25 protein-coding genes and 1 pseudogene are annotated in these 24,639 nt (G+C 62.7%); 14 read left to right on the top strand and 12 right to left on the bottom strand.

Annotated elements, in window-relative coordinates:
* Positions 1-137: 137 nt before the first annotated feature.
* The 5 genes from N2597_RS24510 to msrA all read left to right on the top strand — a co-directional run bounded on the left by N2597_RS24510 (position 138) and on the right by msrA (position 4,515).
* Positions 138-1,040 carry a carbohydrate ABC transporter permease gene (locus N2597_RS24510; protein WP_040112946.1) on the top strand — a complete coding sequence of 301 codons (903 nt, stop codon included), beginning with the start codon at positions 138-140 and terminating at the stop codon, positions 1,038-1,040.
* Positions 1,037-1,867 carry a carbohydrate ABC transporter permease gene (locus tag N2597_RS24505; RefSeq protein WP_040112945.1) on the top strand — a complete coding sequence of 277 codons (831 nt, stop codon included), beginning with the start codon at positions 1,037-1,039 and terminating at the stop codon, positions 1,865-1,867. The genes N2597_RS24510 and N2597_RS24505 overlap by 4 nt, the downstream gene beginning before the upstream one ends.
* Positions 1,864-2,934, top strand: coding sequence for an ABC transporter ATP-binding protein (locus N2597_RS24500; RefSeq protein WP_183595904.1), 1,071 nt, complete (start codon positions 1,864-1,866; stop codon positions 2,932-2,934). Before N2597_RS24505 ends, N2597_RS24500 begins: the two co-directional genes overlap by 4 nt.
* A 106-nt stretch (positions 2,935-3,040) precedes the next feature.
* Positions 3,041-3,874, top strand: coding sequence for an inositol monophosphatase family protein (locus N2597_RS24495; RefSeq protein ID WP_183595902.1), 834 nt, complete (start codon positions 3,041-3,043; stop codon positions 3,872-3,874).
* 131 nt (positions 3,875-4,005) lie between these two features.
* On the top strand, positions 4,006-4,515 hold the full coding sequence (gene msrA, locus N2597_RS24490) for a peptide-methionine (S)-S-oxide reductase MsrA (RefSeq protein WP_010051614.1): 510 nt from the start codon (positions 4,006-4,008) through the stop codon (positions 4,513-4,515).
* 51 nt (positions 4,516-4,566) lie between these two features.
* Here the strand turns inward: msrA and N2597_RS24485 are convergent, their stop codons facing one another.
* Entirely contained in the window at positions 4,567-5,445 is an 879-nt protein-coding gene (locus N2597_RS24485) for an alpha/beta fold hydrolase (RefSeq protein WP_341356247.1), read from the bottom strand.
* Between the two features lie 139 nt (positions 5,446-5,584).
* On the opposite strand from N2597_RS24485, the gene N2597_RS24480 reads away from it, so the two are divergent.
* A complete protein-coding gene (locus N2597_RS24480) occupies positions 5,585-6,364 on the top strand; it encodes a class I SAM-dependent methyltransferase (protein ID WP_183595900.1) in 780 nt (259 codons plus the stop codon).
* A 52-nt stretch (positions 6,365-6,416) separates the two neighbouring features.
* On the opposite strand, the gene N2597_RS24475 is transcribed toward N2597_RS24480, so the two are convergent.
* Genes N2597_RS24475 through N2597_RS24450 form a run of 6 tightly spaced genes read right to left on the bottom strand, consistent with a single transcriptional unit; the run spans position 6,417 to position 13,648 of the window.
* Positions 6,417-7,706 (bottom strand): amidohydrolase family protein, encoded by a 1,290-nt coding sequence (locus N2597_RS24475; RefSeq protein ID WP_096763224.1) that lies wholly within the window; start codon positions 7,704-7,706, stop codon positions 6,417-6,419.
* A 25-nt stretch (positions 7,707-7,731) separates the two neighbouring features.
* On the bottom strand, positions 7,732-8,676 hold the full coding sequence (locus N2597_RS24470) for an ABC transporter permease (RefSeq protein WP_096763223.1): 945 nt from the start codon (positions 8,674-8,676) through the stop codon (positions 7,732-7,734).
* Positions 8,673-9,722: an ABC transporter permease gene (locus N2597_RS24465; protein WP_106796874.1), complete on the bottom strand. Its 1,050-nt coding sequence runs from the start codon at positions 9,720-9,722 to the stop codon at positions 8,673-8,675. Before N2597_RS24465 ends, N2597_RS24470 begins: the two co-directional genes overlap by 4 nt.
* Positions 9,712-11,244, bottom strand: coding sequence for an ABC transporter ATP-binding protein (locus N2597_RS24460; protein ID WP_096763221.1), 1,533 nt, complete (start codon positions 11,242-11,244; stop codon positions 9,712-9,714). Before N2597_RS24460 ends, N2597_RS24465 begins: the two co-directional genes overlap by 11 nt.
* Positions 11,241-12,653 (bottom strand): amidase, encoded by a 1,413-nt coding sequence (locus N2597_RS24455; RefSeq protein WP_183595898.1) that lies wholly within the window; start codon positions 12,651-12,653, stop codon positions 11,241-11,243. Before N2597_RS24455 ends, N2597_RS24460 begins: the two co-directional genes overlap by 4 nt.
* Positions 12,654-12,661: 8 nt before the next feature.
* Positions 12,662-13,648, bottom strand: coding sequence for a BMP family protein (locus N2597_RS24450; RefSeq protein WP_183595896.1), 987 nt, complete (start codon positions 13,646-13,648; stop codon positions 12,662-12,664).
* Between the two features lie 443 nt (positions 13,649-14,091).
* On the opposite strand from N2597_RS24450, the pseudogene N2597_RS24445 reads away from it, so the two are divergent.
* The 3 genes and pseudogenes from N2597_RS24445 to N2597_RS24435 form a co-directional block, all read left to right on the top strand.
* Positions 14,092-14,196 (top strand): annotated as a pseudogene (locus N2597_RS24445) (CDP-alcohol phosphatidyltransferase family protein); the annotation flags it as partial.
* Complete coding sequence (locus N2597_RS24440) at positions 14,193-14,813, top strand: lysophospholipid acyltransferase family protein (RefSeq protein WP_040112935.1); 621 nt, start codon at positions 14,193-14,195, stop codon at positions 14,811-14,813. The pseudogene N2597_RS24445 and the gene N2597_RS24440, both read left to right, overlap by 4 nt.
* A complete protein-coding gene (locus N2597_RS24435; RefSeq protein ID WP_341356246.1) occupies positions 14,810-15,739 on the top strand; it encodes a phosphatidate cytidylyltransferase in 930 nt (309 codons plus the stop codon). Before N2597_RS24440 ends, N2597_RS24435 begins: the two co-directional genes overlap by 4 nt.
* Positions 15,740-15,757: 18 nt before the next feature.
* Here N2597_RS24435 and N2597_RS24430 read toward each other — a convergent pair whose 3' ends face one another.
* From N2597_RS24430 to N2597_RS24420, 3 genes are all read right to left on the bottom strand, one after another.
* The gene (locus tag N2597_RS24430; RefSeq protein ID WP_096763219.1) at positions 15,758-16,081 is read right to left on the bottom strand and encodes a chaperone modulator CbpM; all 324 of its coding nucleotides are present in this window, start codon (positions 16,079-16,081) and stop codon (positions 15,758-15,760) included.
* A gap of 2 nt (positions 16,082-16,083) precedes the next feature.
* A complete protein-coding gene (locus N2597_RS24425) occupies positions 16,084-16,998 on the bottom strand; it encodes a DnaJ C-terminal domain-containing protein (RefSeq protein ID WP_183595894.1) in 915 nt (304 codons plus the stop codon).
* Between the two features lie 91 nt (positions 16,999-17,089).
* Entirely contained in the window at positions 17,090-17,536 is a 447-nt protein-coding gene (locus tag N2597_RS24420) for a universal stress protein (protein ID WP_183595892.1), read from the bottom strand.
* A gap of 204 nt (positions 17,537-17,740) precedes the next feature.
* On the opposite strand from N2597_RS24420, the gene N2597_RS24415 reads away from it, so the two are divergent.
* Positions 17,741-18,604 (top strand): NAD(P)-dependent oxidoreductase, encoded by an 864-nt coding sequence (locus N2597_RS24415; RefSeq protein ID WP_106796950.1) that lies wholly within the window; start codon positions 17,741-17,743, stop codon positions 18,602-18,604.
* A gap of 67 nt (positions 18,605-18,671) precedes the next feature.
* On the opposite strand, the gene N2597_RS24410 is transcribed toward N2597_RS24415, so the two are convergent.
* Together N2597_RS24410 and N2597_RS24405 are read right to left on the bottom strand one after the other, a co-directional pair.
* Positions 18,672-19,514 carry a phosphoenolpyruvate hydrolase family protein gene (locus N2597_RS24410; RefSeq protein WP_341356245.1) on the bottom strand — a complete coding sequence of 281 codons (843 nt, stop codon included), beginning with the start codon at positions 19,512-19,514 and terminating at the stop codon, positions 18,672-18,674.
* On the bottom strand, positions 19,507-20,703 hold the full coding sequence (locus tag N2597_RS24405) for a Tm-1-like ATP-binding domain-containing protein (RefSeq protein ID WP_106796872.1): 1,197 nt from the start codon (positions 20,701-20,703) through the stop codon (positions 19,507-19,509). The genes N2597_RS24410 and N2597_RS24405 overlap by 8 nt, the downstream gene beginning before the upstream one ends.
* 130 nt (positions 20,704-20,833) lie before the next feature.
* Between N2597_RS24405 and N2597_RS24400 the strand changes: the two genes are divergently transcribed.
* The 4 genes from N2597_RS24400 to N2597_RS24385 all read left to right on the top strand — a co-directional run bounded on the left by N2597_RS24400 (position 20,834) and on the right by N2597_RS24385 (position 24,639).
* Positions 20,834-21,487 carry a GntR family transcriptional regulator gene (locus N2597_RS24400; RefSeq protein WP_040112929.1) on the top strand — a complete coding sequence of 218 codons (654 nt, stop codon included), beginning with the start codon at positions 20,834-20,836 and terminating at the stop codon, positions 21,485-21,487.
* Between the two features lie 79 nt (positions 21,488-21,566).
* Positions 21,567-22,820, top strand: a complete 1,254-nt coding sequence (locus N2597_RS24395; RefSeq protein WP_106796871.1) for an ABC transporter substrate-binding protein — start codon at positions 21,567-21,569, stop codon at positions 22,818-22,820.
* Positions 22,820-23,815 carry a carbohydrate ABC transporter permease gene (locus N2597_RS24390; RefSeq protein ID WP_096763214.1) on the top strand — a complete coding sequence of 332 codons (996 nt, stop codon included), beginning with the start codon at positions 22,820-22,822 and terminating at the stop codon, positions 23,813-23,815. The genes N2597_RS24395 and N2597_RS24390 overlap by 1 nt, the downstream gene beginning before the upstream one ends.
* Positions 23,812-24,639, top strand: coding sequence for a carbohydrate ABC transporter permease (locus tag N2597_RS24385; protein WP_106796870.1), 828 nt, complete (start codon positions 23,812-23,814; stop codon positions 24,637-24,639). Before N2597_RS24390 ends, N2597_RS24385 begins: the two co-directional genes overlap by 4 nt.

Below are 24,639 nucleotides of genomic sequence, written 5' to 3'. Positions count from 1 at the left end.
CTGCCGCCACCTTCTCCCTGCTGGGGAGAAGGGGACTACCCACCGATGGCGCAATGACCATCAAACCATTTCCTCCCGGCAGGGGCCGTCTTCCGCATGATGCGCCAGGCGGCCCCGATCGGAGCATCGGAGGACGCATGAAAAGGATCCTGATGAGCGTCAGGGACGGCCGCGGTTTCGATATCGTGCTCGTCGCTTTCCCGCTCGGCTTTCTGTTCCTGATGGCGGGGCTGCCGCTCATCTACAATGTGGTGATGAGTTTCCAGGAGGTCGACATGTTCAGCCTCGGGACCTTCTCGCGTCCTTTCGTCGGTTTCAAGAATTATACCGACCTCTTCGCACAGCCGGAAACGCTGCCGATCCTCGCGAACACTGTCCTCTTCGTCACCGGCTCGATCGCCGGCCAGTTCCTGATCGGTTTCGGCCTGGCGCTGTTCTTCTGGGTTAATTTTCCCGGAGCCTCATGGATGCGCGGCCTGTTTCTCGTCTCCTGGGTGATGCCCGGCCTCGTCGTCGGCGCCATCTGGAACTGGATTCTGTCAGGCGATTTCGGCGTGCTGAACTTCATCCTCAAGGAAAGCGGCATCATCTCCGGCAATATCTTCTGGCGCTCGGACCCGCATTATTCGCTTTATGCCGTGATCATCGCCAATATCTGGCTCGGCACCTCGTTCAACATGATCCTGCTTTCCGTCGGCCTTGCCGGCATTCCCGCCGATCTCTACGAAGCGGCCGAACTCGACGGCGCCAATGTCTGGCAGCGCTTCTGGACGATCACGCTGCCGATGATGCGCTCGACGATCGGCGCGATCATCGCGCTCGGGCTGATCTTCACCCTGCAGCAGTTCGATCTTTTCGCCGCGATCACCTCGGGCGGACCGAACAATTCGTCGAACGTCACGCAATATTGGGCCTGGGACCTTTCCTTCCGCCAATATGATTTCGCCAAGGGGGCGACGATCTCCGTCATCATGATCGTCTTCGTCATGTTCGCCTCCGTCGTCTATGTCCGCTCCACACGTCATGAGGTACGCGGATGAGCACGACCACGAACCGCGACCGGCTGATGCTGGCAATATCGATCGTCATGGCGGCGATCTATCTCTTCCCGCTCTATTGGATGTACATCACTGCGTTGAAAAGCGGCTCGGAGATGTTCGCCACGCCGCCGAGTTTCTGGCCGGCAGCACCCCAATGGGGCACCTACACCTATGTGTGGGAAAGCCGCGGCATGGGCCGCTATCTCTGGAATTCGCTGGTCATCGCGCTGGGCTCGGTGGCGCTGATCACGCTGCTCGGCGTCGGCTGCGCCTATGTGCTCGCCAGATACCGTAACGTCTGGGTGGATATCGGCCTGTTCCTGATCCTGATGCTGCAGGTCTTGCCAGCCTCGCTGATGATCACGCCGATCTTCGTCGGATTCTCGCAGATCGGCATGCTCTCTTATCCCAGGCTTGCCGTCATCATCGCGGTCGCGGCCAAGAGCATGCCCTTCTTCGTCATCCTGGTGCGCGCCACCTTCATGAGCGTTCCCCAGGAGCTGGAAGAGGCGGCCCTCGTCGACGGCAATTCGCGCGTCGGCGCCTTCTTCAACATCGTGCTGCCGCTCGCCCGCAACGGCATTCTCGTCAGCGCCATCCTGATCTTCATGCAGGCCTTCGGCGAATTCGTCTATTCGAAGTCGATGATCCAGGCGGTCGATCTTCAGCCGGCAAGCGTCGGTCTCAACTCCTTCATGGGGCCGAACACCAACGAGTGGAACAACATCATGGCCTACGCGACGATGTATGTGACGCCGATCCTCGCCATCTTCGTTCTCTTGCAGCGCCGCATCGTATCCGGCCTCACCTCTGGAGCCCTCAAATGACCACACAGATCGAGCTCAGAGGCGTCAACAAATATTACGGCGCCTTCCACGCCCTGAAGAACATCGACCTGTCGATCGCCAAGGGTACTTTCGTCGCGCTCGTCGGCCCTTCGGGCTGCGGCAAGTCCACATTGCTGCGCTCGCTTGCCGGTCTTGAAAGCATTTCGACCGGCGACCTCCGGATCGCCGGCGAGTTGATGAACGGCGTGCCGCCGCGCAAGCGCGACGTCGCCATGGTGTTCCAGTCTTATGCGCTCTATCCGCACATGACGGTCGAGGAAAACCTGACCTACAGCCTGCGCATCCGCGGCATCGCCAAGGCGGAAGCCAAAAAAGCGGCCGAGGAGGTGGCGGCGACAACCGGTCTTTCGCATCTGCTCAAGCGTTATCCGCGCGAACTGTCCGGCGGCCAGCGCCAGCGCGTCGCCATGAGCCGCGCCATCATCCGCCATCCCAAAGCCTTCCTGTTCGACGAGCCGCTCTCCAACCTCGATGCGGCGCTGCGTGTCCATATGCGCAAGGAAATCCGGTCGCTGCACGACCGGCTGAACGCAACCTTCGTTTACGTCACCCACGACCAGGTCGAAGCGATGACGATGGCCGACCATGTGGTGGTGATGCGCGACGGCATCATCGAACAGCAGGGCGCACCGCTCGATCTCTACGACCGGCCGGCAAACCGGTTCGTTGCCGGTTTCATCGGTTCGCCGGCGATGAATTTCATTCCGGCGATCGTCGCTGAAGACGGCAAGGGCCTGATCCTGGACTTCGGCACGGCGAAGCAGAGACTTGCCATCCACCGCGCCATCGAGCCCGGACGCAAGCTCATCGCAGGTGTCCGGCCTGAACATATCGAGGTGGTCGCTCCCGGGCAGGGCAGTTTCGACGTGCCGATTGCCTTCGTCGAATCGACCGGCTCCTCGACCTTCATTGTCGCGGCGACCGAGCCGGAGCTGACGATCGTCGAGACGCGCCGCGACAGGGTCAAAACAGGAGACATGATCGGCCTTTCGGTCGACCCGGCTCAGATCCATCTCTTCGATGCATCGACGGAGCGCGTGATATGATATCATCGCGAGGGCCTCGGCGGGTTCATAAAACCATCATCGGCCTCTGCCAAGGGAGTGGCTCCGCACGAGGCACACCGTCACATCTGCAGCATCCGGATTTTTCATGGCATCTTCTCCCATATCAGCGCGTCTTTCGCCGACCGCGTCATCCCGCCTTGTCGTGCTTGCCGAAGCAGTGGTGAAGGCGGGCGAAACCGCCCGCGTCTCGCTGCGGCGGCGAACCTCTCGGGAAATGCTCGCCAAGGCGCCGCGCGACTATCAGACCGAGATCGATGTCGCCGTCGAGCAGATCATCGTCGACAAAATGACCAAGGCCTTTCCGGATTATGCCATCCAGGGCGAGGAAGCCGTCGGCAACCGCACGGCCGGGCCGGACACGCCGATCATCTACATCGACCCGATCGACGGCACCACCAATTACGCCTGGGGTGTTCCGCATTTCGGCATGACGATCGCCATCGCCGAAGGCGGCAGGCTGGTCGCCGGCGTCGTCTATGACGCCATGCAGGACGAATTGTTCAGCGCCGAGACCGGCGGCGGCGCCTATCTCAACGGCGAGCGTATCCGCTGCGCCGATGTCGCCGACATCGAGAACGTGCTTATCGGCGCCGGCCTGCCGATCCCCGGCCAGGTCAAGGCGGTCGCCGAAGAAACCTATTTTGACGCCATCAAGCGTCTGATGGCCAATACGGCCGGTGTGCGCCGCCTCGGCTCGGCGGCGCTGTCGATCGTCTATGTCGCCTGCGGCAGGCTTGATGGTTTTTTTGAGGATGGGCTTTCGATCCATGACTTCGGCGCCTCGGCGCTGATGGTCGAGGAGGCTGGCGGCATCGTCACCCGGTTTTCCGGTGCTGAGGTCGACGGGTGGGGCGATATTCTTGCGGCCAGCCGGGCGCTGCATCCCTGGCTCAAGGAAGGCTTCCATATCAAGGCCTGATTTTCTTGAGCCGTCAGCGACTATAGAGCTCATCATCTTCCCTTGGCGGCGATAGCGAGGCTGCGCTCGTTACGCCTTATGGAAATCGGCGGCGCAGAACACTATCTCTGGGAAAACAAGGAGACACCCCAATGACCGAAGAACGTGCAGTGCTCGCCGGTGGCTGCTTCTGGGGCATGCAGGACCTCATCCGCCGCTACAAGGGCGTGATTTCGACCCGCGTCGGCTATACCGGCGGCGACGTGCCGAATGCTACCTACCGCAACCACGGAACCCACGCCGAGGCGATCGAAATCATCTTCGATCCCGCCAAGATCAGCTATCGCGAAATCCTCGAATTCTTTTTCCAGATCCACGACCCGAGCACGCGCAACCGCCAGGGCAACGACGTCGGCATGAGCTATCGCTCGGCGATCTTCTATACCAGCCCCGAGCAGGAGCGCGTTGCCAGGGATACGATCGCCGATGTCGACGCATCCGGCCTGTGGCCCGGCAAGGTCGTCACCGAAGTCGTGCCGGCCGGCGATTTCTGGGAGGCCGAGCCCGAGCACCAGGACTATCTGGAGCGCATCCCGAATGGCTATACTTGCCACTTCGTCCGACCCGGCTGGAAGCTGCCGGTCCGTCAGAAGATCGCCTGATGCATCATGCATGCTGGAAGCGACAGCGGCATGCATGGCGCGTCCAGCCACTCAGCCGCTGGGTGAGAGCCTGGTACGATCGGCAATGGCGCGCACCATCTCGTCAATGTCGCGATCGTGGATTTCGTGTCCTCCGCCGGCAATCCGGTGCAGTTGCGCATTCGGCGCGACTTGGGTGAAGGCCTCTCCGTGCTCGATCGGAAACAGCGGATCTGATGTGCCGTGGATCGCGAGCAGCGGCGCCACGATTTTGGACGCATTCAGGGTGGCGGCCTTGTCCCCGCTCAACAGCATGAAATGATTGGTCGCGCTGACAAAGGACGTGGCGCGGTCCATGTCGCGTGCGATCAGGTTGCTCACCGCCTCGGCATCGTGCGGATGCCTGGTGCCGGCCAGCATGGCTGAATCGCGACGCATGAAATCGGCAATGGCTTCAAGGTTCGACCAGTCGATGTGCTCGGCAGCGGCAGAATGTTCTTTGTAAGCCTTGGTCGAGGAAGGCAGGCCAACGATCCCGATCGGGGACGTGCTGATCAGAGTGAGGGTCAGTACCCGCCGGGGGTGGCGCAATGCGGCCTCTTGTGCGACGAAACCGCCCATTGACATCCCCACCAGATGCGCGGCTTCAATCCGATAGCCATCGAGAACGGCGATGGCGTCTTCGGAGAGATCGCCAAACGAATAGCCCGGCTCACCCGGCGCATAATGCGTGGAAAGGCCGGTGTCGCGCTGGTCGTAGCGGATGACGTAGCGTCCCTGGGCGGCGAGCTCCTCGCAGAACCTTTCCGGCCACCATAGCATCGACGACATCACTCCCATAATCAGCAGGACCGGTGCGCCGGCAGGGTCGCCGAAGGCCTGGCTCTGCAGTTTCGCACCATTGAGTTCGACGATCTTTTCGTTGACGAGCGTTGATCCGGTCGTTTCCACGGCCTCATCCGCCTGGTTGCAGCCAGCAATTACTCTCCACCTTGCATAACTGATCCTAATATGCAATCTGTTTTCGCGTCACATGACACGCGTGACGGCCGCTTGGACTGCCCCATCCAACACAGCAGAGGGAAGCGTTATGACGTTGGATCGTGCCGACTTTTACGATGCGGAACTGGCGAGACACAATCAGCACCTCAGGATTGCCGCCGGCGTCGGCGCGGGTGATCGAGTGCTCGATATCGGCTGCGGTGCAGGGCAAACGACTCGGGAGGCCGCCCGCGCCGCAACGCAGGGAGAGGCGGTCGGTGTGGACGTTTCGGCTGAGATGCTCGAGGTCGCAAGGCGGCGGAGTGCCGCGGAGGGTTTGCGAAATGTGGTGTTCGAGCAGGCAGACGCGCAGTCCCATGCCTTCCCGAGGGCCGGTTTCGACCTCTGCATCAGCCGGTTCGGCGTGATGTTTTTTGCCGATCCGGCGGCGGCATTTGCCAATATCGGCCGGGCGATGCGGCCGGGCGGGCGCATCGTGTGGATGGTATGGCAGAGCCAGGAGCGCAACGCGTGGTCCGGCGCCATCCGGCAGGCTCTGGCGCCTGAAACTGCCACTTCCCCCGGTGCTCCCAATCCGTTTTCGCTGGGCGATCCAACCGTCGCCACCGAGCTTCTCAACGCAGCAGGCTTCGCCTCGATCGACATTGCCAAGGTACGGGAGCCGGTCTTTTACGGATCGGACGTCAACGCGGCGTTTGAGGCGCTCATCAACCTCTATCTGGTGAAGGACGCGCTCGCACACACCGATGAACCGCCAGACAAACCGCTGGAGCGGCTGCGCGATCTACTTGCGGCGCATATGACGCCGGAGGGCGTTTTGTTCGACTCGCAGGCGTGGATCATCACCGCTCGCCGAGCGGCGGGATAGCGGAGAGACGGAGAGGGTCTCGCACTTCAGCGATGGTCAGCGCCGTCACTTCTCAATAGCGAGGTATGTAGTCCAGGCCGGGGTCGATCCGGGCCGGACGCCCGTTCAGAGAAAGCTCTCCTATGCGCGGCTCCGTGCGGGCGATGACCTTGCCGCGGCGGATCACCGCCAGCCGGTTGGGCTTCAGCCGCAATGCTTCCAGCGTGTCGCTCGCCTGGAGGATGACGAGATCGGCATTGCATCCTTTCTCCAGTCCGTAGCCTGCGAGCCCCATCGTCTTCGCCGAATTGACGGTCAGCGCGTCGAAAATCTTCCTCTTGTCGTCGATGCCCGCCATCTGCGCGACATGGATCGCCATGTGGCCGACCTCCAGCATGTCGCCGGACCCCATTGAATACCAGGGATCCATGACGCAATCGTGCCCGAAGGAGACGTTCAGCCCGGCATCCATCAACTCGCGGACCCGGGTCATGCCGCGGCGTTTCGGATAGGTATCGTGCCGGCCCTGCAGCATGATGTTGATCAGCGGGTTGGGGATCACATTGATCTCCGCCTCGGCCATCAGCGGGATGAGCTTGGAAACATAATAATTATCCATCGAGTGCATCGAGGTCAGATGCGAGCCGGCGACACGTCCCTGCAGGCCGAAGCGGATGGTTTGCGCAGCCAGCGTCTCGACATGGCGCGAGAGCGGATCGTCGGTTTCATCGCAATGCATATCGACCGGCAGGCCGCGGTCGGCGGCAATGCGGCAGAGCGCCTCGACCGATGCCGTGCCGTCGCCTATTGTCCGTTCGAAGTGAGGAATGCCGCCGACGATATCGACGCCCATGTCGAGCGCGCGGTTGAGCGCGTCGATCGCCCCCGGCGAGCGGTAATAGCCGTCCTGGGGAAAGGCGACCAATTGCAGATCGATATAGGGCGCGACCCTTTCGCGGACCTCTATCATCGCCTCGACGGTCACCAGTCTGGGGTCACTGGTATCGACATGGCTGCGGATGAAAAGCAGGCCTTGCGTCACCGCGAGATCGCAATAGCGCAGCGCGCGGTCGACCAATTCCTCCTTCGTCACGATCGGGCGCAGTTCTCCCCAGAGCGCGATGCCCTCCAGCAGCGTACCTGACACGTTCATCCGCGGCAGCCCGAGCGATAGCGTGGCGTCCATGTGAAAGTGCGGATCGACGAAAGGCGGGCTGACCAGCCTGCCGGTTGCGTCGATTTCCTCCGGCGCCTGCGCCTGCAGATTGCGCTCGACGGCAATGATCCTGTCGCCCTCAATGCCGATGTCGATGCCGGTTCGGCCATCGGGCAAATTTGCGTTTCTGACGATTAGATCAAACATCGGAACCTCGCTGGAAAAGGCGGCTTCAGCGCTCGCCGCGACGATAGGGCTGCATCAGCGCCTGCGGCACGCGCGCGCGGCGGGCCATGACGGCAAGAGCGGCGATGGAAAGGATATAGGGCGTCATCAGGAAGAGCTGATAGGGTACAAGCCCGCTTAGCGCCGTTTGCAGCCGAAGCTGAAAGGCATCGAAGAAGGCGAAGAGCAGAGCCCCGAACAGCGCGCGGCCCGGCCGCCAGGAGGCGAACACGACAAGCGCGATGCAGATCCAGCCGCGGCCCTGCACCATGGTCGGAAAGAAGCTGTTGAACGCCGACAAGGTCAGGAAGGCGCCGCCCATTCCCATCAGCGCGCTGCCGATGATGACTGCACCGTATCGCACCTTCATCGGATTGACGCCCTGGGCTTCCGCTGCATGCGGATTTTCACCGGTCATGCGGATCGCGAGCCCTACAGGAGTTCGGAAGATGATGTAGGCCATCAGCAGAGCAATCACGATCGCAAGATAGGTCGGCGTCGTCTGCGTAAAGAAGGCCGGACCGATGAATGGCAGCGTGGAGAGACCGGGGATGGCGATCGGCTGGAACGGCACAATGGTGGGCGGCGTATTGGCAAGCGGCACGATCAGCCGGAAGACATAATAGCTGAAGCTGGAGGCAAAGAGCGTGACGCCGAGACCGGAGACATGCTGGGAGAGCCCGAGCGTCACCGTCAGCGACGCATGCAGCAGGCCGAAGAAGCCGCCGGCGACCGCCGCGATCAACAGGCCGGTCCAGAGATCGGCACCATGATAGACGGAAAGCCAGCCGATCATCGCGCCGAATGTCATGATGCCTTCGATGCCGAGGTTGAGCACGCCGGCCCGTTCGCACAGCAAAGCGCCGAGCGTGCCGAAAATCAGCGGCGTGGCGATCCGCAGGATTGCCGCCCAAAGGCCGGCGGAGGCGATGATATCGAACAATTGCGTCATCGCCTTATCCTGTATTGGGTGAAGAACAATGCAATCAGCATCGTCAGGAGCGACAGCGCCACCGTGACGTCGGCAATATAGGTCGGGATGCCGAGACCTCGGCTCATGCCGTCGGCGCCAACGAACATCGTGGCCGTGAAAATGGCGGCGAAGACAACACCAAGTGGATTGAGGTTGGCGAGCATCGCGACGACGATACCGGCATAGCCGAAACCGGGCGACAGGTCGGTCGTCACGTAACCCTTGACGCCCATCACTTCAATTGCTCCCGCAAGCCCTGCAAGCCCACCGGAGAGACAGGCAACCTTCACCAGTGTTCTTCCGAGCGGCACACCAGCAAAAACCGCACCGGCAGGGTTAAGGCCGGCGGCGCGCGACTTCATGCCAAATACGGTGCGGGACTGGACGAAGTGAACGATGATCGCCAGCACGATCGCGATCGCAAATCCGATATGCAGGCGCGAACGGGCGATCAGCTTCGGCAGCATGGCATGATCGCTGACGGATTGCGACTGCGGCCAGCCGAAGGCGAGCGGATCCTTGAGGACGCCATCGATCAGCATCGAGACGAAAAGCACGGCGATGAAATTCATCAGCAGGCTGGTGACCACCTCATCGACGGAAAACCGCAGTCTCAGCCACAGCGGGAGCAAAATCAGCACCATGCCGGCGACCGCACCAATCAGCAGCAGCAGTGGAATGAGAATGGGTGCGGGAAGATTGCCCAGCAGTTTCGAGCTTGCCGCCGCAACGGCGATGGCGCCGAGATAGAACTGGCCCTCGGCACCGATATTCCAGAGCCGCGCCCGGAAGGCAACGGCGGCGGCAAGTCCGGTCAGCATCAGCGGCGTTGCCCGCGTCAGGGTTTCGGTCGCCGAAAGCCGCGAGCCGAAGGCGCCGGTCAGGATGCGCCAATAGGCATCGAGAACAGGCGCGCCGGCGATCGAGATCAGGACGCCCGCCAGCGCCAGCGCCGCGATGACGGCGATAACGGGCGTGACGATCAGCAGGTAAAGCGGGCGGTGCTCACGGCGCTCAAATCGCATGGCCGGCCTCGCGGGTCTCTTGCCATTCCCCGGCCATCATCAGCCCCAGCCTGCGGGCGTCGGCGCCATCGGCGTCGACGGGCGGCGACAGCTGGCCGCCGACGATCGCCTGTATGCGGTCTGCGAGCGCGATTACCTCGTCAAGATCCTCCGAGATAAGCAGTACCGCAGTCCCCTGCCGGCGGGCGTCGAGCAGGCGCGCATGCACGGCGGCCACGGCGCCTTCGTCGAGGCCGCGGGCAGGCTGGGCGGCAATCAGAATGCGCGGCCGCCGATAGAGGCTGCGCCCGAGGATGAGCTTTTGCATATTGCCGCCGGAGAGCAGCCGCGTGCGGACCGCCGGGCCGCCGCCGCGAACGTCGAAGCCGTCGATGATCTCGCGCGCGAAGGCCATGCCGGCCTTGCGGTTGACAAGGCCGTGGCGCGAAAAGGCCGGCGAGGCGATCCGCTCCAGCACGGCGTTTTCCCAGATCGCCATTTCCCCGATCACGCCCTCATGGTTGCGGTCCTCGGGAATGCGGCCGATGCCGGCTTCGACGACATCGGCGACGCCAAGATCGCCGACCAGCTCCCCGAACAGCCTGAGGTCGCCGCCGCTGCGCGCCAGCGTGCCGGACAGAAGATGCGCCAATGCCGCCTGGCCGTTGCCAGAAACGCCGATAATGCCGAGGATCTCGCCCTGATGCAGCCGGAAGCTGATCGATTTGAGGCGGTCGATGCCGCCGGTTCGCACGGTCACTCCTGAAGCCTCGAGGGCAACGGCGCCGGGTGTCGACGGTTCCCGTACGGGCCGCGTCACGCGGTGCCCGACCATCAGCTCGGCGAGTTCCGCCTTGCTGGTTTCCAACGCCCGGCGCTCGGCGACCATCTTGCCTGCGCGCAGTACGACGATGCGGTCGGCCGCCGCCATCACCTCGTCGAGCTTATGCGAGATGAAGATCAGCGACAGGCCCTGGCGGGCCATTTCCTTCAGGGTCGCAAACAGCCGCTCGGCTTCGATATTGGTCAGCACCGCCGTCGGCTCGTCGAGGATCAGGATGCGGGCGTCGTTATAGAGCGCCTTGAGGATTTCCACCCGCTGCTGCTCGCCGACCGAAAGGTCGCCAAGACGGGCATCCGGATCGACCTGCAGGCCGAAGCGCTCTGAAATCGCCAGGAGTTTCTTGCGCGCCGCCGATGTCGCCGATCGCCAGGACCACAGCCCCTCCGTGCCGGTCATGACGTTTTCGAGAACGGTCAGATTGGGCGCCAGCGAAAAATGCTGGTGCACCATGCCGACCCCGGCGCGGATCGCCGCGCGCGGCTTGCCCTGCGGCACCTCGGCGCCGTCGATCAGAATTCGGCCGGTATCCGGCACATAGTGGCCGAAAAGGATGCTCATCAGCGTGGTCTTGCCCGCGCCGTTCTCGCCGAGCAGGGCGACGACCTCGCCCCTGGCAAGCGTCATGGAAATATCGTCATTGGCAAGATTGGCGCCGAAACGTTTGCTGACGCCGACAATTTCCAGAACGGGCCCGGTCATGACGGTAACCCCGCCACCGGGAAACGGTGCTGCCATCGCCCCTCTGTCTCCAGGCGTGCCGCAAGCGACAGAAGCCGCGGCTCGTGCCTCATCGGCATCATCAGCTGCACCGGCAGCGGCATGGCATGCTCATCCTGTCCGAAAGGCAGCGTCAAAGCAGGAAAACCTGATACATTGGCAAGGCAGGCAAGCGGTGCAAACGCGGTCATTCGCTCCAGATGCAGATCGGTGTCGGCATGATCGGACGGAAACGAGCCGATCGCAAGAGGCGCGCAGGCGAGCATCGGCATCAGGATGCAGTCGACTTTGTCGAACAGCGCCCAGAGAGCGTGGCTCACCAGGACAGCATCGTTCAGCGTTTTCCAGAGTCCGGTTGCCGAGAGCGCTCGTCCGCGTATGGCGAAAGCCTGCGTGAGGGGCTCGGCCCTGCTTTCCTCAAGGGCTGCCGCCTTGATCAGCGCGGCGAGGTTGACGGAAACGATATCGGCGAAGGCACGGCTGCTGGCGGCAACACTCCATTCGAAGTCGGCCCAGGCCAAGGGAACGATGACGTGTCCGTCCGTTTCGAGCACACGCGCAGCATCCAAGACGGCTGCAAGGCGATGACCCTCGGTCGGATAGGCCGATCCGGTGTCGGTCAGCAGGCCGATCCGCAGACGGCCGGTGTCGACATCGGCGGGAGAGGGATCCGGAACGGGTCCGCGTGCATTGCCGCTCAGCCGGTCGAAAATCAGCGCCGTATCCCGCACCGAGCGGCAGACTGCCAGTTCACTCGCGATGCCGGCAAGCTGGTTGCCGAAAGAGGGTCCGCCGGGGATAGCGCCGCGGGTCGGCTTCATTCCGACAAGGCCGCAACAGGCGGCGGGCACGCGGATCGAGCCGCCAGCATCGGTGGCATGGGCAATCGCGACGATCCCGGCGGCAACCGCTGCCGCCGCACCGCCGGACGAGCCGCCGGCGGTGCGCGTGGGATCGAGCGGGTTGCGACAGACAGGTCCGATCGCCGGTTCACTGGCGAGCGAAAGACCGAATTCCGGGCTCGTCGTCAGGCCGAACAGACAGAAGCCGGCCTCGCGGAACCGCGCAGCAAGATCGGAGTCGGCTCCGCCGCCCTTTCTCTCGAAGAGGCGGGAACCGGCCGTTACCGGCAGTCCGCGGAAGGGACCGCCAAGATCCTTCGCCAAGGTGGGCACGCCGGCAAAGGGTCGCGCCGAGAAATGCTCGGGCGCGCTCTGCCGCTCCCGGTCGCAGGCCTGCGCCGCGGCGAGACCCATGGCGCCGTCGAGATAGGCGATCGCGCCGAGCGGCTCATGCCGCGCGGCAGCCTCGAGGGAGATCTGCATCGCTTCTGCAGCGCTCAGGCTGCCATGCCTGATCGCTGCCGCCAGTTCCGTCGCATCGCCCTGCATCAGCCGAACTACTTCGGCTCTTCCATCATCTTCGGAACTTCGAAGGTGCCAGCCTTGATCTCCGCCCGCTTGGCTTCCATCGCGGCCTCCGCCTCGGTAGGCGCAACACCCTTGACGAAGACGATATCGCTGCCGCCTTCCTTCATCAGGCCGTAGGACGTGTAGTTCCTGCCGACCGGTTTGCCGGCAGCGACATCGGCGATCGCGGCATCGAGGATCGGGCGGAAATACCACATGGCGTTGGCAAACACCGTATCCGGATAACGCGGCGTGTAATCGACAAGCGAACCGACCGACTTGATACCTCGTTCCTTTGCGGCATCGGCCGTGCCGATGCGCTCGCCGAACAGGATGTCGGCGCCGGCGTCGATCTGGGCGAGGCCGGCTTCGCGGGCCTTCGGCGGATCGAAGAAGGTGCCGATGAACGAGACCAGGTGCTTCGCGTCCGGATTGACGGCCTTGACGCCCGCGGCAAAGGCGTTGATCAGCATGTTGACCTCGGGGATCGGAATGGCGCCGACCGAACCGACGACGTTCGACTTGGTCATCTTGCCCGCAAGCATGCCGGCCAGATAGGCGCCGTCATGATTCCACGTGCCGAAGACGCCGAAATTGTCGCCGGCCTGCTCGCCGCTCGAACCCAGCACGAAGGCGGTCTCCGGATAGTCGGCCGCGACCTGCCGTGCCTCCTTCTCCACCGCATAGGCCTCGCCGATGATCAACTTGTTGCCCTGTTCGGCATATTCGCGCATGGCGCGCGGATAATCAGTGCCTGAGACACCTTCGGAAAAGACATATTCGATGACCCCTTCCTTGGCAGCGTCCTGAAGGGCCTTGTGAAGACAGGAATTCCAGGCGTTTTCAACCGGCGATGCATGAATGCCGGCAACTTTCAGCGGGGCGGCAGCCCTTGCGAGCGGGGCCAGGCTGCTCACTCCGAGCGCAATGCCCGATGCGATCACTGCCCGGCGCGAAATCAGCATGTCTTTGGTCATCAATTGCTCCCCTTTTTTACCATCTGGTTCAAAAATCATAGTAGCGCCTAAAAAGGTGTCAAGGAGAGAACAGGCTTAAAAATCAGGCTGATCGACTGCTTGGGCTCTTTCGTCGGCCGCCGATTTTTTTGGATGCCTGCATGGCGCCGCGACTTGGCGGAAAGAACGCGGCGCGGCAGGCTGCACCCCGATGCGGTCGCGCTTCCCGGTTGAGAATTTCCCTTCCAACGAGCGCCTCCGTCGTTTGACAAGATGATAGCTCGGACCGGATCTGCAGGGCTTGGCGCGACGATATTTGCAGGATATGCAGGAGAACTGTTGGGTTGGGGAACAAGGGAATGGGTGAAGAACAGGACGCCTCGCGGCGACCGATCGCGAGCCGGTCATCGTCCGCCCTGAGCGTGTGGCTGACGCGCATCGGCGTCACGCCGACCAGCTTAGCCAGTCATTGCTCCCTGATCCTGACCTCGGCCATGATCGCGGCCGGAAGCCTCGTCACCTGCATCACCCGCACGACAACGCTTGCCCGTTCGCTGGAGAGATCATGACCGCGTTCGTCCGTCGCCTCCTTGTGCTGTTCGTCCGTATCATGGTCGGCGCCCGCAGCGAGTGGCGGGGCTGCACGCCCGACACGCGCCGCCGCATCTATTTCGCCAACCACAACAGCCATGTCGATACGGTCGCCGTCATGGCCGCCCTGCCGTATCAGGTGCGGCGGCTGACCCATCCGGTTGCGGCGCGCGACTATTGGGGAACCAGCGCCTTTCGCCGTTTCATTGCGGAGAAGGGCCTGCGCGCCGTTCTGATAGACCGCAAGCCTCTGCCTGATAGCAACCCGCTGGAGCCGCTCGAGCGGCTGCTCGAAGAGGGGCGTTCGATCCTGATTTTTCCGGAAGGCACGAGAAGCGCCACCGAAGAGATTGCCCCGTTCCGCAGCGGCATCTATCGCCTTGCCTGCCGTTTCCCCGATGTCGATCTCGTGCCGATCCATCTCGACAATCTGCAGCGCATCCTGCCGAAGGGAAGCATACTGATCGTGCCGATCACCTGCACGGCGCGTTTCGGCAAGCCGCTGCGCGTCGAACCGGGCGAAGGCAAGGATGCATTCCTCGCCCGCGCCCGCGCCGCGATCATTGAGTTGGCAGACGGGGGGCGCGTCGCATGACTAGCTTTTTCTCCATCGTCCTTGCCGCGATCCTCGGCCTGCTCGCCGTCGCCTCCGCCATCGGTTTCATCCTGCAGCGGCGCGCGACCGAACCCGGCTCCGTCGCCACTGTCCAGAACCTCAATGCCCGCATCCGCTCCTGGTGGATCATGGTCGCGGTCTTCGGCGGCGCGATTCTGCTCGGCGACACGGCGGTGGTCATCCTCTTCGCATTCCTGTCCTTCATGGCGCTTCGCGAATTCTGGACGCTGACGCCGTCACGGCGCGGCGACCACCAGGCGCTGTTCCTATCCTTCTTCGTCGTCCTACCGCTGCAATATGTGCTGCTCGGAACATTGTGGTACGGCCTCTTTGCGATCTTCATTCCGGTCTATGCCTTCCTGATCCTGCCGGCGGTGGCGACGCTGACCGGTGACGTCAACGAGTTCCTGGCGCGGACTGCCAGGGTGCAATGGGGATTGATGCTGACGGTCTATTCGATCAGCCACGCGCCCGCACTGCTGATGCTTGAGACCGGCACGCCGTCGGCACTTCTTCTCGTCTATCTCGTGATCGTCGTGCAGCTCACCGACGTCTTCCAGTATGTGTGGGGCAAGCTTCTGGGAAAACATCGTTTCTCGCCGAACATCAGTCCATCGAAGACCCTCGAAGGCCTGATCGGCGGCGGCGCCTCGGCGATCCTGGTGGGAACGCTGCTCTATCGTCTGACGCCGTTCTCACCCCTGCAGGCGGCCGCCATCAGCACCGTCATCGTGGTAGCCGGCTTCTTCGGCGGCTTCGTGCTCTCAGCCATCAAGCGCGATCTCAACGCCAAGGACTGGGGCTATGTGATCGAGGGCCATGGCGGCGTGCTGGATCGTCTCGACTCCATCACCTTCGCGGCGCCGCTGTTCTTCCATATCGTCCGCTACTGGTTCACGACATAGGCACGAGCCGCGGCCTCGTCAAAACCGTTCCAAATCCTCGAGACTTTCGACCAGCCGCTGCTGGACATCGCGCTCCTGCCTGGAAATGGCCGTCATCAGCCTGCCCATCGTTCCCCTGATACCATGAAGCTGATCGACCAGATCCATGACGACATCGACGCCGGCCTCGTTGACACCCATATCGTCCATGAGATCCAGGATCAGCCGCGCGCGGGCGATATCGGCATCGCGAAACTGTCGCTTTTCGCCTGAGATCTCCGGGATAAGCCAGCCCTGTTCGATCCAGAAATCGAGCTGGACCACATCGATTTGCAAGTAAAGACGGAACTCATGATCATCCATGATCAGGCCTCCATGTTCTTCCTCGGATCGTGTGGATGTGCCGCCGCCCATTCCTTCACCAGGGACGTCAGCCGTTCATCAGGCTGATCGGGCAAGACGATCTTCAGGGAGACATAGACGTCGCCGTGCCCGCCGCCGCGCTTCGGAACGCCCTTGCCCTTGAGGCGCAGGACTTTTCCGGTGTTGGAATGAGGCGGCAGCGTCAGATTGACAGGGCCTGAAGGCGTGGGGACGCGAACCTTGCCCCCTAGCACCGCTTCGCCGAGCGAAATCGGCAGCTCCAGGCGGATGTCGTCGCCGTCGCGCGTGAAGAAGCGGTGTGGACGCACACGGATTTCGATGAGCGCATCGCCTGCCGGCCCGCCGCCAGCACCCGGCACCCCCTTGCCGCGCAACCGCAAGGTTTGGCCGTCGCGCGTTCCCGGCGGGATCCCCACCTCTAGCGCGGGGCCATCCGGAAGCTTGACCTCGGTCCTGGTGCCGTTGATGGCCTCGAGAAAATCGACCTCCATCGAAAAGCGCCGGTCCTGGCCTTGGCTGCGCGCCCGGCCGCCGCCGGTGCGGCGTGAAAAGAAGCTCGCAAAGATGTCGTCGGCATCGCCGAAGTCTGCGAAGCCGGCGTTGCTGCGATAGGGATTATCGGTGCCGCCGGCCGAGGCATAGTCGCGATAATAGCTGCGCTGCGCCCGCTCAGCGCCCGTCATATCGATCTCGCCGCGGTCGAAGCGTCCGCGCTTCTCTTCGTCGCTCAAAATCTCGTAGGCGGTCGAAATTTCCTTGAAACGCTCCTCGGCCTTCCGGTCGCCGGGGTTCAGGTCGGGGTGCAGTTTCTTGGCAAGCTTACGGAACGCGCTTTGAATATCCTTTTGCGACGCATCCCGCTTCACGCCCAGAAGCTCATAGGGATCCTGGCTCATGCATGTCTCCGCTCAGGCAGCCAATTCTGCCGTTGATTTGCCTGAAATATAGGTGGTCAGGGCGCCGGAGGGGAGGGGAGGCTGTGGAGAGCTACAACAGCGCCCCGTCTTCCTGCAACTGATCGGGACCGCGATCGATGAGCACCGAGCAGCCCGCGTGGCGCAAGACCTTCTCGACGATCGAGGAAAAGACGTAGTCGGTGATATCGGGGACATGCGATGACAGCAGGATGAGATCGGCCGATCTCTCCTTGGCGGCCGACACGAGCATGGAGGCCGCAACGCCGATGCGAACCTCGACCGTTGCCGGAACACCCAATTCCCGACAGAGCGATACGAGCTTCCTTTCGGCGTCGGCCATCGCCGTCGTCTCGAATTCCTCCGGAAGATCCATGAGGTGGCGGTGCGGAATATTCTCGACGACGTGCAGGACGACGATGCTGCCGCCGTGGTCCAACAGCGCCGCCGCCCGGCGCAGGAGGCGGATTGCCGTTTCCCGGGAACCCATGCCGATGCCGCAGATGATCGTCCGATACATTGAGTTCAATCTTCCCGAATACGAGTAGGCGCACTGATCATACCGGCGCCGGCCACCTCTGCTTTGACCGATATCAAGCAGAAATGCCGCAACATCGCAACGCAGGAAGCGGCCATCTGGAGGGGCTCGGGGCGGATCGTCGCAGTTGACGGCACGGCCGTCGGCAATAGCTTTACCGCGATATCGTCAATCATCGAGGTTCACATGGGCAATATCGCAATCATCGGATCGGGCGCGATGGGAAGCGCCGTCGCCAAACGTCTGATCGACCATGGCGCCACGGTGCTGACCTATCTCGACGGCCGGAGCGAGCCGACGATCGCACGAGCGCAAGCAGCCGGGATGATTCCGGTCGCGCTCGAGGAGTTGACGAAGACAGAGCTGGTCCTATCGATCGTTCCGCCGGCGGAGGCAATGAGCGTCGCCGGCCTCATCGCCGAAATATCACTGGAGAATCCCGCGCCGCCGCCCTTCATCGACCTCAATGCGATTGCGCCGAAAACGATGCAGGCACTGGCGGCGCGGTTTGAAGGCAGCTGGGTAGAAGTCCTGGATGGCGCCATCATCGGAGGTCCGCCGGTTGCCGGCAAATCAGGTCCGACACTCTATATCAGCGGCGATAGCGCGGAGCGGAGCCGGCTGCTTGAAAAACATGGCCTGAAGGTCCGCAGGCTCGATGGACCGCTCGGCGCGGCATCTGCGCTGAAGATGTGTTATGCCGGCATTAACAAGGGATTTGCCGGGCTTGGTGCCGCAATGCTGCTTGCCGCATCGCGTTCGGGTGCTGCCGAAAGCCTGACGGCCGAACTCGCGGAAAGCCTTCCCGATATCGAGCGCAAGCTGTCGAAATCCATTCCCGATATGTATCCGAAGGCCTATCGTTGGGTTGCCGAAATGCAGGAGATCGCCGATTTCCTCGGAGAGGACGATCCGGCGGCAACGATTTTTCGGGGTATGGCCGATCTTTTCTCCCGGCTGGCGGCGGATGTGGACGGCGACCGCGCCCTCGTCAGGCAGCTGGACGAAGTCCTCGGCCCGTCGGAAACCGGCGCGATGGTCATGCCCTAGCTCTTCCGCTGCCGGCGCCCCGCGAGGGAGGCGCCGGCAGCTGGCACTCGGCCGGTCCAAGCCACGCCTATATCTTGGTGAAGTCCTCGACCTGCGCGCGGATCGCGATCTCGGTCGGCAGCCGCTCCATCGAACTTGCGCCGTAGAAGCCGTTGCAGCCCTTGCAGCGGGCGAGCACATAGGCGGCATCCGCCGGCATGGAGATCGGGCCGCCATGGCAGAGCACGATGACGTCGTCGCGCACCGACCGCGCGGCATCGGCCCATGCATTGATCTTCTCCACGCATCCGTCGAGCGTCAGCGCCGTTTCGGCGCCGATCGCGCCGCCCGTGGTCAGGCCGAGGTGGCAGACCACGATATCGGCGCCGGCTTTGGTCATGGCGACGGCGTCCTCGCGGCTGAAGACATAAGGGGTCGTCAGCATGTCCTTGGCGTGGGCGCGGGCGATGATGTCGATCTCGAGATCGAAGCCCATGCCGGTTTCTTCGAGATTGGCGCGGAAGGTGCCGTCGATCAGTCCGACTGTGGGGAAATTCTGGATGCCGGCAAAACCCATCGCCTTCAACTCGTCGAGGAAGTGATGGGGCAGCATGAAGGGATCGGTGCCGTTGACGCCGGCCAGCACCGGCGTATGACGCACGACCGGCAGAACCTCGCGGCCCATCTCCTTGACGATCTCATTGGCATTGCCATAGGCGAGCAGGCCCGCCAGCGAGCCGCGCCCGGCCATGCGGTAGCGCCCGGAATTGTAGATCACGATCAGGTCGATGCCGCCGGCTTCCTCGCTCTTGGCCGAAAGGCCGGTGCCGGCTCCACCGCCGATGATCGGCCGGCCCTCGGCGATCTTGCGGCGAAGCGTGTTCAGAATGCCTTTTCTGTCGATGCGGGTCAAAACTGTCTCCTCAGTCATGGATGTCATGGAAGTTGGCGACGAGTGCCGCGGCGAATTCCGGGCTGTTGATATGGGCGTCGACCTCGACGAGACGCCTGTTTTCCGCATCGCGCCAGCCATCGCGGATGGCCGTAAACAGCGCCGCATCGGCGTCCGGATCGTGGAAGGGCTGGCCGGCGGCGTCGATCGCCGACACGCCTTGCAGTGGCAGCAGGAAACGGACCGGCCCCTGCATGCGGTTCAGCCGTTCGACGATGAAAGCGCCGATCCGGCGATTTTCTTCCGGCGTGGTGCGCATCAGCGTCACCTGCGCATTGTGGACGTGCAACCTCCGATCTTGGAAAGGCACAGGCACGGTTTCCCGCGCGCCGAAATTCACCATATCGACGGCGCCGACCGAGCCGATATAGGGCAGGCCGGTGCGGATGATGGCGCCGAAGCGATCCATGGTCGCCGGAAAGACGCCGCCGACAAGGAGATCCGGAACCTCCGTCGTCGTCACATCAATTACGCCCTGCAGCAGGCCGGAATCGGCAAGCTTCTCCATTGACTGGCCGCCGACGCCGGTGGCGTGGAAGACGTAGATTTCGTGCGTCTTGCCGAGTGTCTCGCGCACCTGCGTGACACAGGCCGTGGTGACGCCGAACATGGTCATGCCGATACCCGGCCGATCATTGCTCGAGGCGGGGATAGGATTGCGGGCCATGCCGGCCGCCGCGTTCGCCGCATTGCCGATCACCTTGCGCGAAATGGCATTCAGGCCGGCGACATCGACGACCGAATACATCATGGTGATATCGTTCGGCCCGACATAGGGCGCGACATTGCCGGAGGCGACCGTTGAGACCATCAGTTTCGGCAGACCGATCGGAAGTGCGCGCATTGCTTCCGTGACGAGCGCGGTATTGCCGGTTCCGCCGAGGCCGAGGACGGCGCCGATATCGCCGCGTGATGTCAGGAAGGTCGTCAGCGCCTTGGCCATGGCCGAAACCGCCGTCCCTCGATCGGTCTGCCCGAGCACAGCCGCCGCACCCTCGGGATGAAATTGGGCGACCTCGCGCGCCCGGATATCGGCGCCGGCATCCTCCCCAAGCGTGCCGACATCGACCAGCACGGCATCGGCGCCGGCCGCATTAATCACCTCCTGGGCGTAGCGCAGTTCCGCTCGCTTGGTGTCGCAAGTGCCGATGACATAGACCTTTCCCATTGCTTTCCTCCCCTTTTTTGAACTTTGCCTGTGTGTTTTCGATAAAATTCCCGATTTTGTATTTTCCATATTGTATATTCTTTCGTATATTGCATACTTAATCCTCGAATGCCAGACGGAAATGGAGACCATGAACGCACCGCGCCACCTCACCCTTCGAGAGCGGATCTACGAGGAAATCGTTCGCCTGATCGTCTCCGGCGAATTGCCGAGCGGCGTGTCGATCGATGAAAAGGAACTGACGGAACGGCTGCAGGTCAGCCGCACGCCGTTCCGCGAGGCGATCGGCACGCTGGCTAAGGAGGGGCTGATCGAGATCAAGCCCTATCGCGGCTTCTTCGTGCGCAGCTTCACGCCGAAGGAGATCGACGACCTCTACAATCTGCGCAAGACGCTCGAATGTTTTGCCGTCGAGCTCGCCGTTCCGCAGATGAGCGACCGGCATATTGCCGACTTCGAACGCATCCTGGATGAGGCAGTGGCCGCGCTGCGCCGCGGCGACATGGAGACTTACGGCACGCGCGACAAGGAATTTCACGAGACGATTGCCGAGCTTTCCGGGAGCCTGCCGCTGATCGAGACGCTGGCGCGGCTCGCGCTGCAGATACAGATCTGCCGCTCGATAGCCAATGAAAGCCGCGATCTAGCCGAAAGAGCCGCCGAGGAGCGCGATCAGATCCTGCAGGCTTTCAAGGCCCGCGACATTGCCCGCGCCAAGGCGCTGATGCACGCGCATATCAGCGATGTCCAGCAGGCCGTCATGGCGCGGTTTCAGAAGGGTTAGCCGGGGAAAACGAAGGAGAGGGAGGTCTCCTTCGACAATCTAAAAACTTGGGCCGGGGAGCGGTCCGGAGGAGGGAACAATGCTGAAATTTCTTACCCGCGGCTCGGCACTGGCGGCGATGATCGCCGTAAGCTCGCCGGCGCACGCCGAAACCCTGAAAATGTGGGGTCCCGAACAGATCACCGAACCGTTGGTCGCGCAGCTCTGGAACGGCATCAAGGCCGATTTCGAAAAGGCCAATCCCGGTGTGACCGTCGAATTCATGCCGCCGACCGGCACGATCAGCAACGGCGCGGTGCAGGCCGCCATCCAGTCGGACGCCGGTCCCGACGTGATCCTTACCAATTCAGGTATCGGCCGTATCAGCGTCGTCAAAAACGCCAAGCAGGTGATCCCGCTCACTGAGCAATACGAAAAGCGCGGCTGGAAGGACAAGATCTATCCCTGGCTGTACACCGAGCTGAAGGGCCAGTTCGGCGGCGAGATCTATGAGGTTCCCGATGGGCTCGATGCGCTGGGCATCTGGTATCACAAGGACATTTTCGAGCAGGCCGGCTGGAAGATCCCGTCGACCTGGAGCGAATTCGAAACGCTGATGAAATCGATCGAGGAGGCCGGCCTGCAGCCGATCGCCATCGGCCCGCGTACAACAGGCAGCGCCGGTCATCTCTTCGGCAACCTGCTGCAGTCGGCGAGCGGCAAGGAGGTGATCGGCAAGGCCTTGCGCCGCGAGATCGCCTGGGACGACCCGTCCGTCGCCGCCGGCGCCATCCGGCTGCAGAAGCTGGTCGAGGCGGGCGACATCAAGAAGGAGATGGCCGGGCTCGATCTCGATGGTGCCTCGCGGCTCTGGTTCAACAAGCGCGCCGCCATGTTCGTTGCCGGCCCCTGGTTCACCGCCAATGCCCGCAAGGCCGGTTATGACCTGTCGAATGCCGGTTATGCGCCGATGCCCTCCGACATCAAGGGCGCGGCGATGCCGACCGGCGGCGTCGGCTGGAGCTGGCTGGTGCCCGTGAATTCGAGGCAGCCGGAACTGGCGATGAAATGGATCGACTTCATGCTGTCGGATGCGGTGATGAAGAAACGCGCGCAGGATCCGGCAAGCACGATGATCTATCCGCGGGAAATCCCCGGCGTCGAGCCGCCGACCCCGGTACTCAAGGATATCTTCGCCGCAGCCGCAGGCGGCGTCGGCTACAATCCGAGCGTCTATCTGCCCGGCACCGTGCTCGACACCTATTTCCAAGTCATCCAGGGCTTGATCTCCGGCCAGATCGGCGGCGAGGAAGGCATGAAGCAGATCCAGGCGAAGATGGCAGAGGCGAAATAGTGGCCATCCCCGAAACATCAGGCAGCAAGGTCGTGGCTCCTCTCAGCACCGGACCTGCCGCGGCGGGACATACGGGCGGCACATTCGTCCGTATGTCCAAACGCCGGGCGGCCGGGTCCGGCTCAGCCGATGGCGATGCCGGCACCGCATTCTGGCTGATGGCACCGGCGCTCGGCCTTTACGCCGTCTTCACCCTGCTGCCGATCGCCGCTACCTTCTGGCTGAGTTTCAACAGTTCGGCCGGCTTCAACACGTCCGCGAGCTTCGTCGGCTTCGGCAATTACGCGAAGGCGGCGCATGATCCGATCGTCTGGAAGAGCCTCGTCCATACGTTCGTTTGGCTCGCATACCATGTGGTGATGGCAGGCGGGCTCGGCCTGCTGCTGGCGCTCGCCGTCAGCCGGCTCAGGATCACCCAGGTCTTCTTCCGCACCGCCTTTTTCCTGCCGCATCTGGTGTCGCTGGCGGTGGTCGGCGTCATCTGGGCCAATATCTACGATCCCTTCTTCGGCCTCCTGAACACGACGCTGACGCGGATCGGGCTTGGTTCCTTCACGCAAGGCTGGCTTTCCGATCCCGCCCTGGTGCTCTTTTCCGTCAATGTCGCAAGCTCGTGGCAGGGCTTCGGCCTCTACATGCTGCTCTTTATCGCCGGCCTGCAGAATATCGACCGCTCGCTCTACGACGCGGCTGAGGTGGACGGCGCCAACGCCTTCCAGCAGCTGATCCATGTGACGCTGCCGGGGCTTCGCGAGGTGATGACCTTCGTTGTCTCGCTGGCGATGATCAACGGCCTGAAGGGCTTCGCCACGGTCTTCGTCATGACCAATGGCGGCCCCTTCTACCAAAGCGAACTGATCACCACCTATATTTACCGGCTCGCCTTCCAATCCCAGGATCACGGACTGGCAGCGGTGCTCTGCATCCTGCTCAGCCTGCTGGCCATTGTCATCACCATCGTCTTCAACCGCTGGCGCGCGAGGCTGTCCCAATGAGTGCCCGCAATCGCGAATGGCCGGTGGCGCTGGCGCTGACCCCAGCGCTGATCCTGATCCTTGCCCCCTTCATCTGGCTGGTGATCTCGAGTTTCAAGACCGAGGCCGAAATCGGCCAGGCCGATCCCTTCACCTGGCCCGCCGATCTGATGTGGCGGAACTATCTGGATGCCTGGCAGATCGGCGGATTCGGCGACCTCGTCGGCAACAGCCTCATCAATCTCATCGGCGTCGTCATCCTGTCGCTGCTGACATGCGCACCTGCCGGCTACGCACTGGCCAAGATCCGCTTTCCCGGCCGGGAATGGCTGTTCTACGCCTTCATCCTCGGCCTCACCGTACCGGTCCAGGCCATCGTTATTCCGCTCTACCAGGTGCTCTTCGGGCTCGACCTCGTCAACACGCTTGCTGGAATCGTGCTGGTGCAGGTGAGCAACGGCATTCCCTTCGGCATCTTCCTGATGCGGAGCTTCTTCATCGGCATGCCGGATGACCTGATCGAGGCCGCCAAGATCGACGGCGCCTCGCATGTCCAGATCCTCACCAAGGTTTTCCTGCCGATCTCGACGCCGGCGGTGCAGGCGCTCGTCATCATTAGCGCGCTCTCCACCTGGAACGACTTCTTCCTGCCGCTGATCGTGCTGATAAGTCCGGAGGTGCAGACGCTGCCGCTCGGGCTAGTCCGTTTCGCCAGCACCTATGCGTCCGATTACCGCCTGGTCTTCTCCGGGACGGTCATTTCATTCCTGCCGATCATTCTTCTCTACATCCTGATGCAGCGCCGCTTCACCGAGGGGCTGACGCAGGGAGCAATCAAGGGCTGA

Source organism: Rhizobium sophoriradicis (genome assembly GCF_025200795.1).
In the GTDB taxonomy this organism is placed as follows: domain Bacteria; phylum Pseudomonadota; class Alphaproteobacteria; order Rhizobiales; family Rhizobiaceae; genus Rhizobium; species Rhizobium sophoriradicis.
The sequence above is the reverse complement of the archived record's forward strand: the minus strand, read 5'-3'. Positions and strand labels throughout refer to the sequence as shown.

Coding starts and splice junctions, on each gene's coding strand:
- N2597_RS24510 (WP_040112946.1), top strand. CDS start 138: ATGAAAAGGATCCTGATGAGCGTCAGGGACGGCCGCGGTTTCGATATC.
- N2597_RS24505 (WP_040112945.1), top strand. CDS start 1,037: ATGAGCACGACCACGAACCGCGACCGGCTGATGCTGGCAATATCGATC.
- N2597_RS24500 (WP_183595904.1), top strand. CDS start 1,864: ATGACCACACAGATCGAGCTCAGAGGCGTCAACAAATATTACGGCGCC.
- N2597_RS24495 (WP_183595902.1), top strand. CDS start 3,041: ATGGCATCTTCTCCCATATCAGCGCGTCTTTCGCCGACCGCGTCATCC.
- msrA (WP_010051614.1), top strand. CDS start 4,006: ATGACCGAAGAACGTGCAGTGCTCGCCGGTGGCTGCTTCTGGGGCATG.
- N2597_RS24480 (WP_183595900.1), top strand. CDS start 5,585: ATGACGTTGGATCGTGCCGACTTTTACGATGCGGAACTGGCGAGACAC.
- N2597_RS24475 (WP_096763224.1), bottom strand. CDS start 7,706: ATGTTTGATCTAATCGTCAGAAACGCAAATTTGCCCGATGGCCGAACC.
- N2597_RS24470 (WP_096763223.1), bottom strand. CDS start 8,676: ATGACGCAATTGTTCGATATCATCGCCTCCGCCGGCCTTTGGGCGGCA.
- N2597_RS24465 (WP_106796874.1), bottom strand. CDS start 9,722: ATGCGATTTGAGCGCCGTGAGCACCGCCCGCTTTACCTGCTGATCGTC.
- N2597_RS24460 (WP_096763221.1), bottom strand. CDS start 11,244: ATGACCGGGCCCGTTCTGGAAATTGTCGGCGTCAGCAAACGTTTCGGC.
- N2597_RS24455 (WP_183595898.1), bottom strand. CDS start 12,653: ATGCAGGGCGATGCGACGGAACTGGCGGCAGCGATCAGGCATGGCAGC.
- N2597_RS24450 (WP_183595896.1), bottom strand. CDS start 13,648: ATGACCAAAGACATGCTGATTTCGCGCCGGGCAGTGATCGCATCGGGC.
- N2597_RS24440 (WP_040112935.1), top strand. CDS start 14,193: ATGACCGCGTTCGTCCGTCGCCTCCTTGTGCTGTTCGTCCGTATCATG.
- N2597_RS24435 (WP_341356246.1), top strand. CDS start 14,810: ATGACTAGCTTTTTCTCCATCGTCCTTGCCGCGATCCTCGGCCTGCTC.
- N2597_RS24430 (WP_096763219.1), bottom strand. CDS start 16,081: ATGGATGATCATGAGTTCCGTCTTTACTTGCAAATCGATGTGGTCCAG.
- N2597_RS24425 (WP_183595894.1), bottom strand. CDS start 16,998: ATGAGCCAGGATCCCTATGAGCTTCTGGGCGTGAAGCGGGATGCGTCG.
- N2597_RS24420 (WP_183595892.1), bottom strand. CDS start 17,536: ATGTATCGGACGATCATCTGCGGCATCGGCATGGGTTCCCGGGAAACG.
- N2597_RS24415 (WP_106796950.1), top strand. CDS start 17,741: ATGGGCAATATCGCAATCATCGGATCGGGCGCGATGGGAAGCGCCGTC.
- N2597_RS24410 (WP_341356245.1), bottom strand. CDS start 19,514: ATGACTGAGGAGACAGTTTTGACCCGCATCGACAGAAAAGGCATTCTG.
- N2597_RS24405 (WP_106796872.1), bottom strand. CDS start 20,703: ATGGGAAAGGTCTATGTCATCGGCACTTGCGACACCAAGCGAGCGGAA.
- N2597_RS24400 (WP_040112929.1), top strand. CDS start 20,834: ATGAACGCACCGCGCCACCTCACCCTTCGAGAGCGGATCTACGAGGAA.
- N2597_RS24395 (WP_106796871.1), top strand. CDS start 21,567: ATGCTGAAATTTCTTACCCGCGGCTCGGCACTGGCGGCGATGATCGCC.
- N2597_RS24385 (WP_106796870.1), top strand. CDS start 23,812: ATGAGTGCCCGCAATCGCGAATGGCCGGTGGCGCTGGCGCTGACCCCA.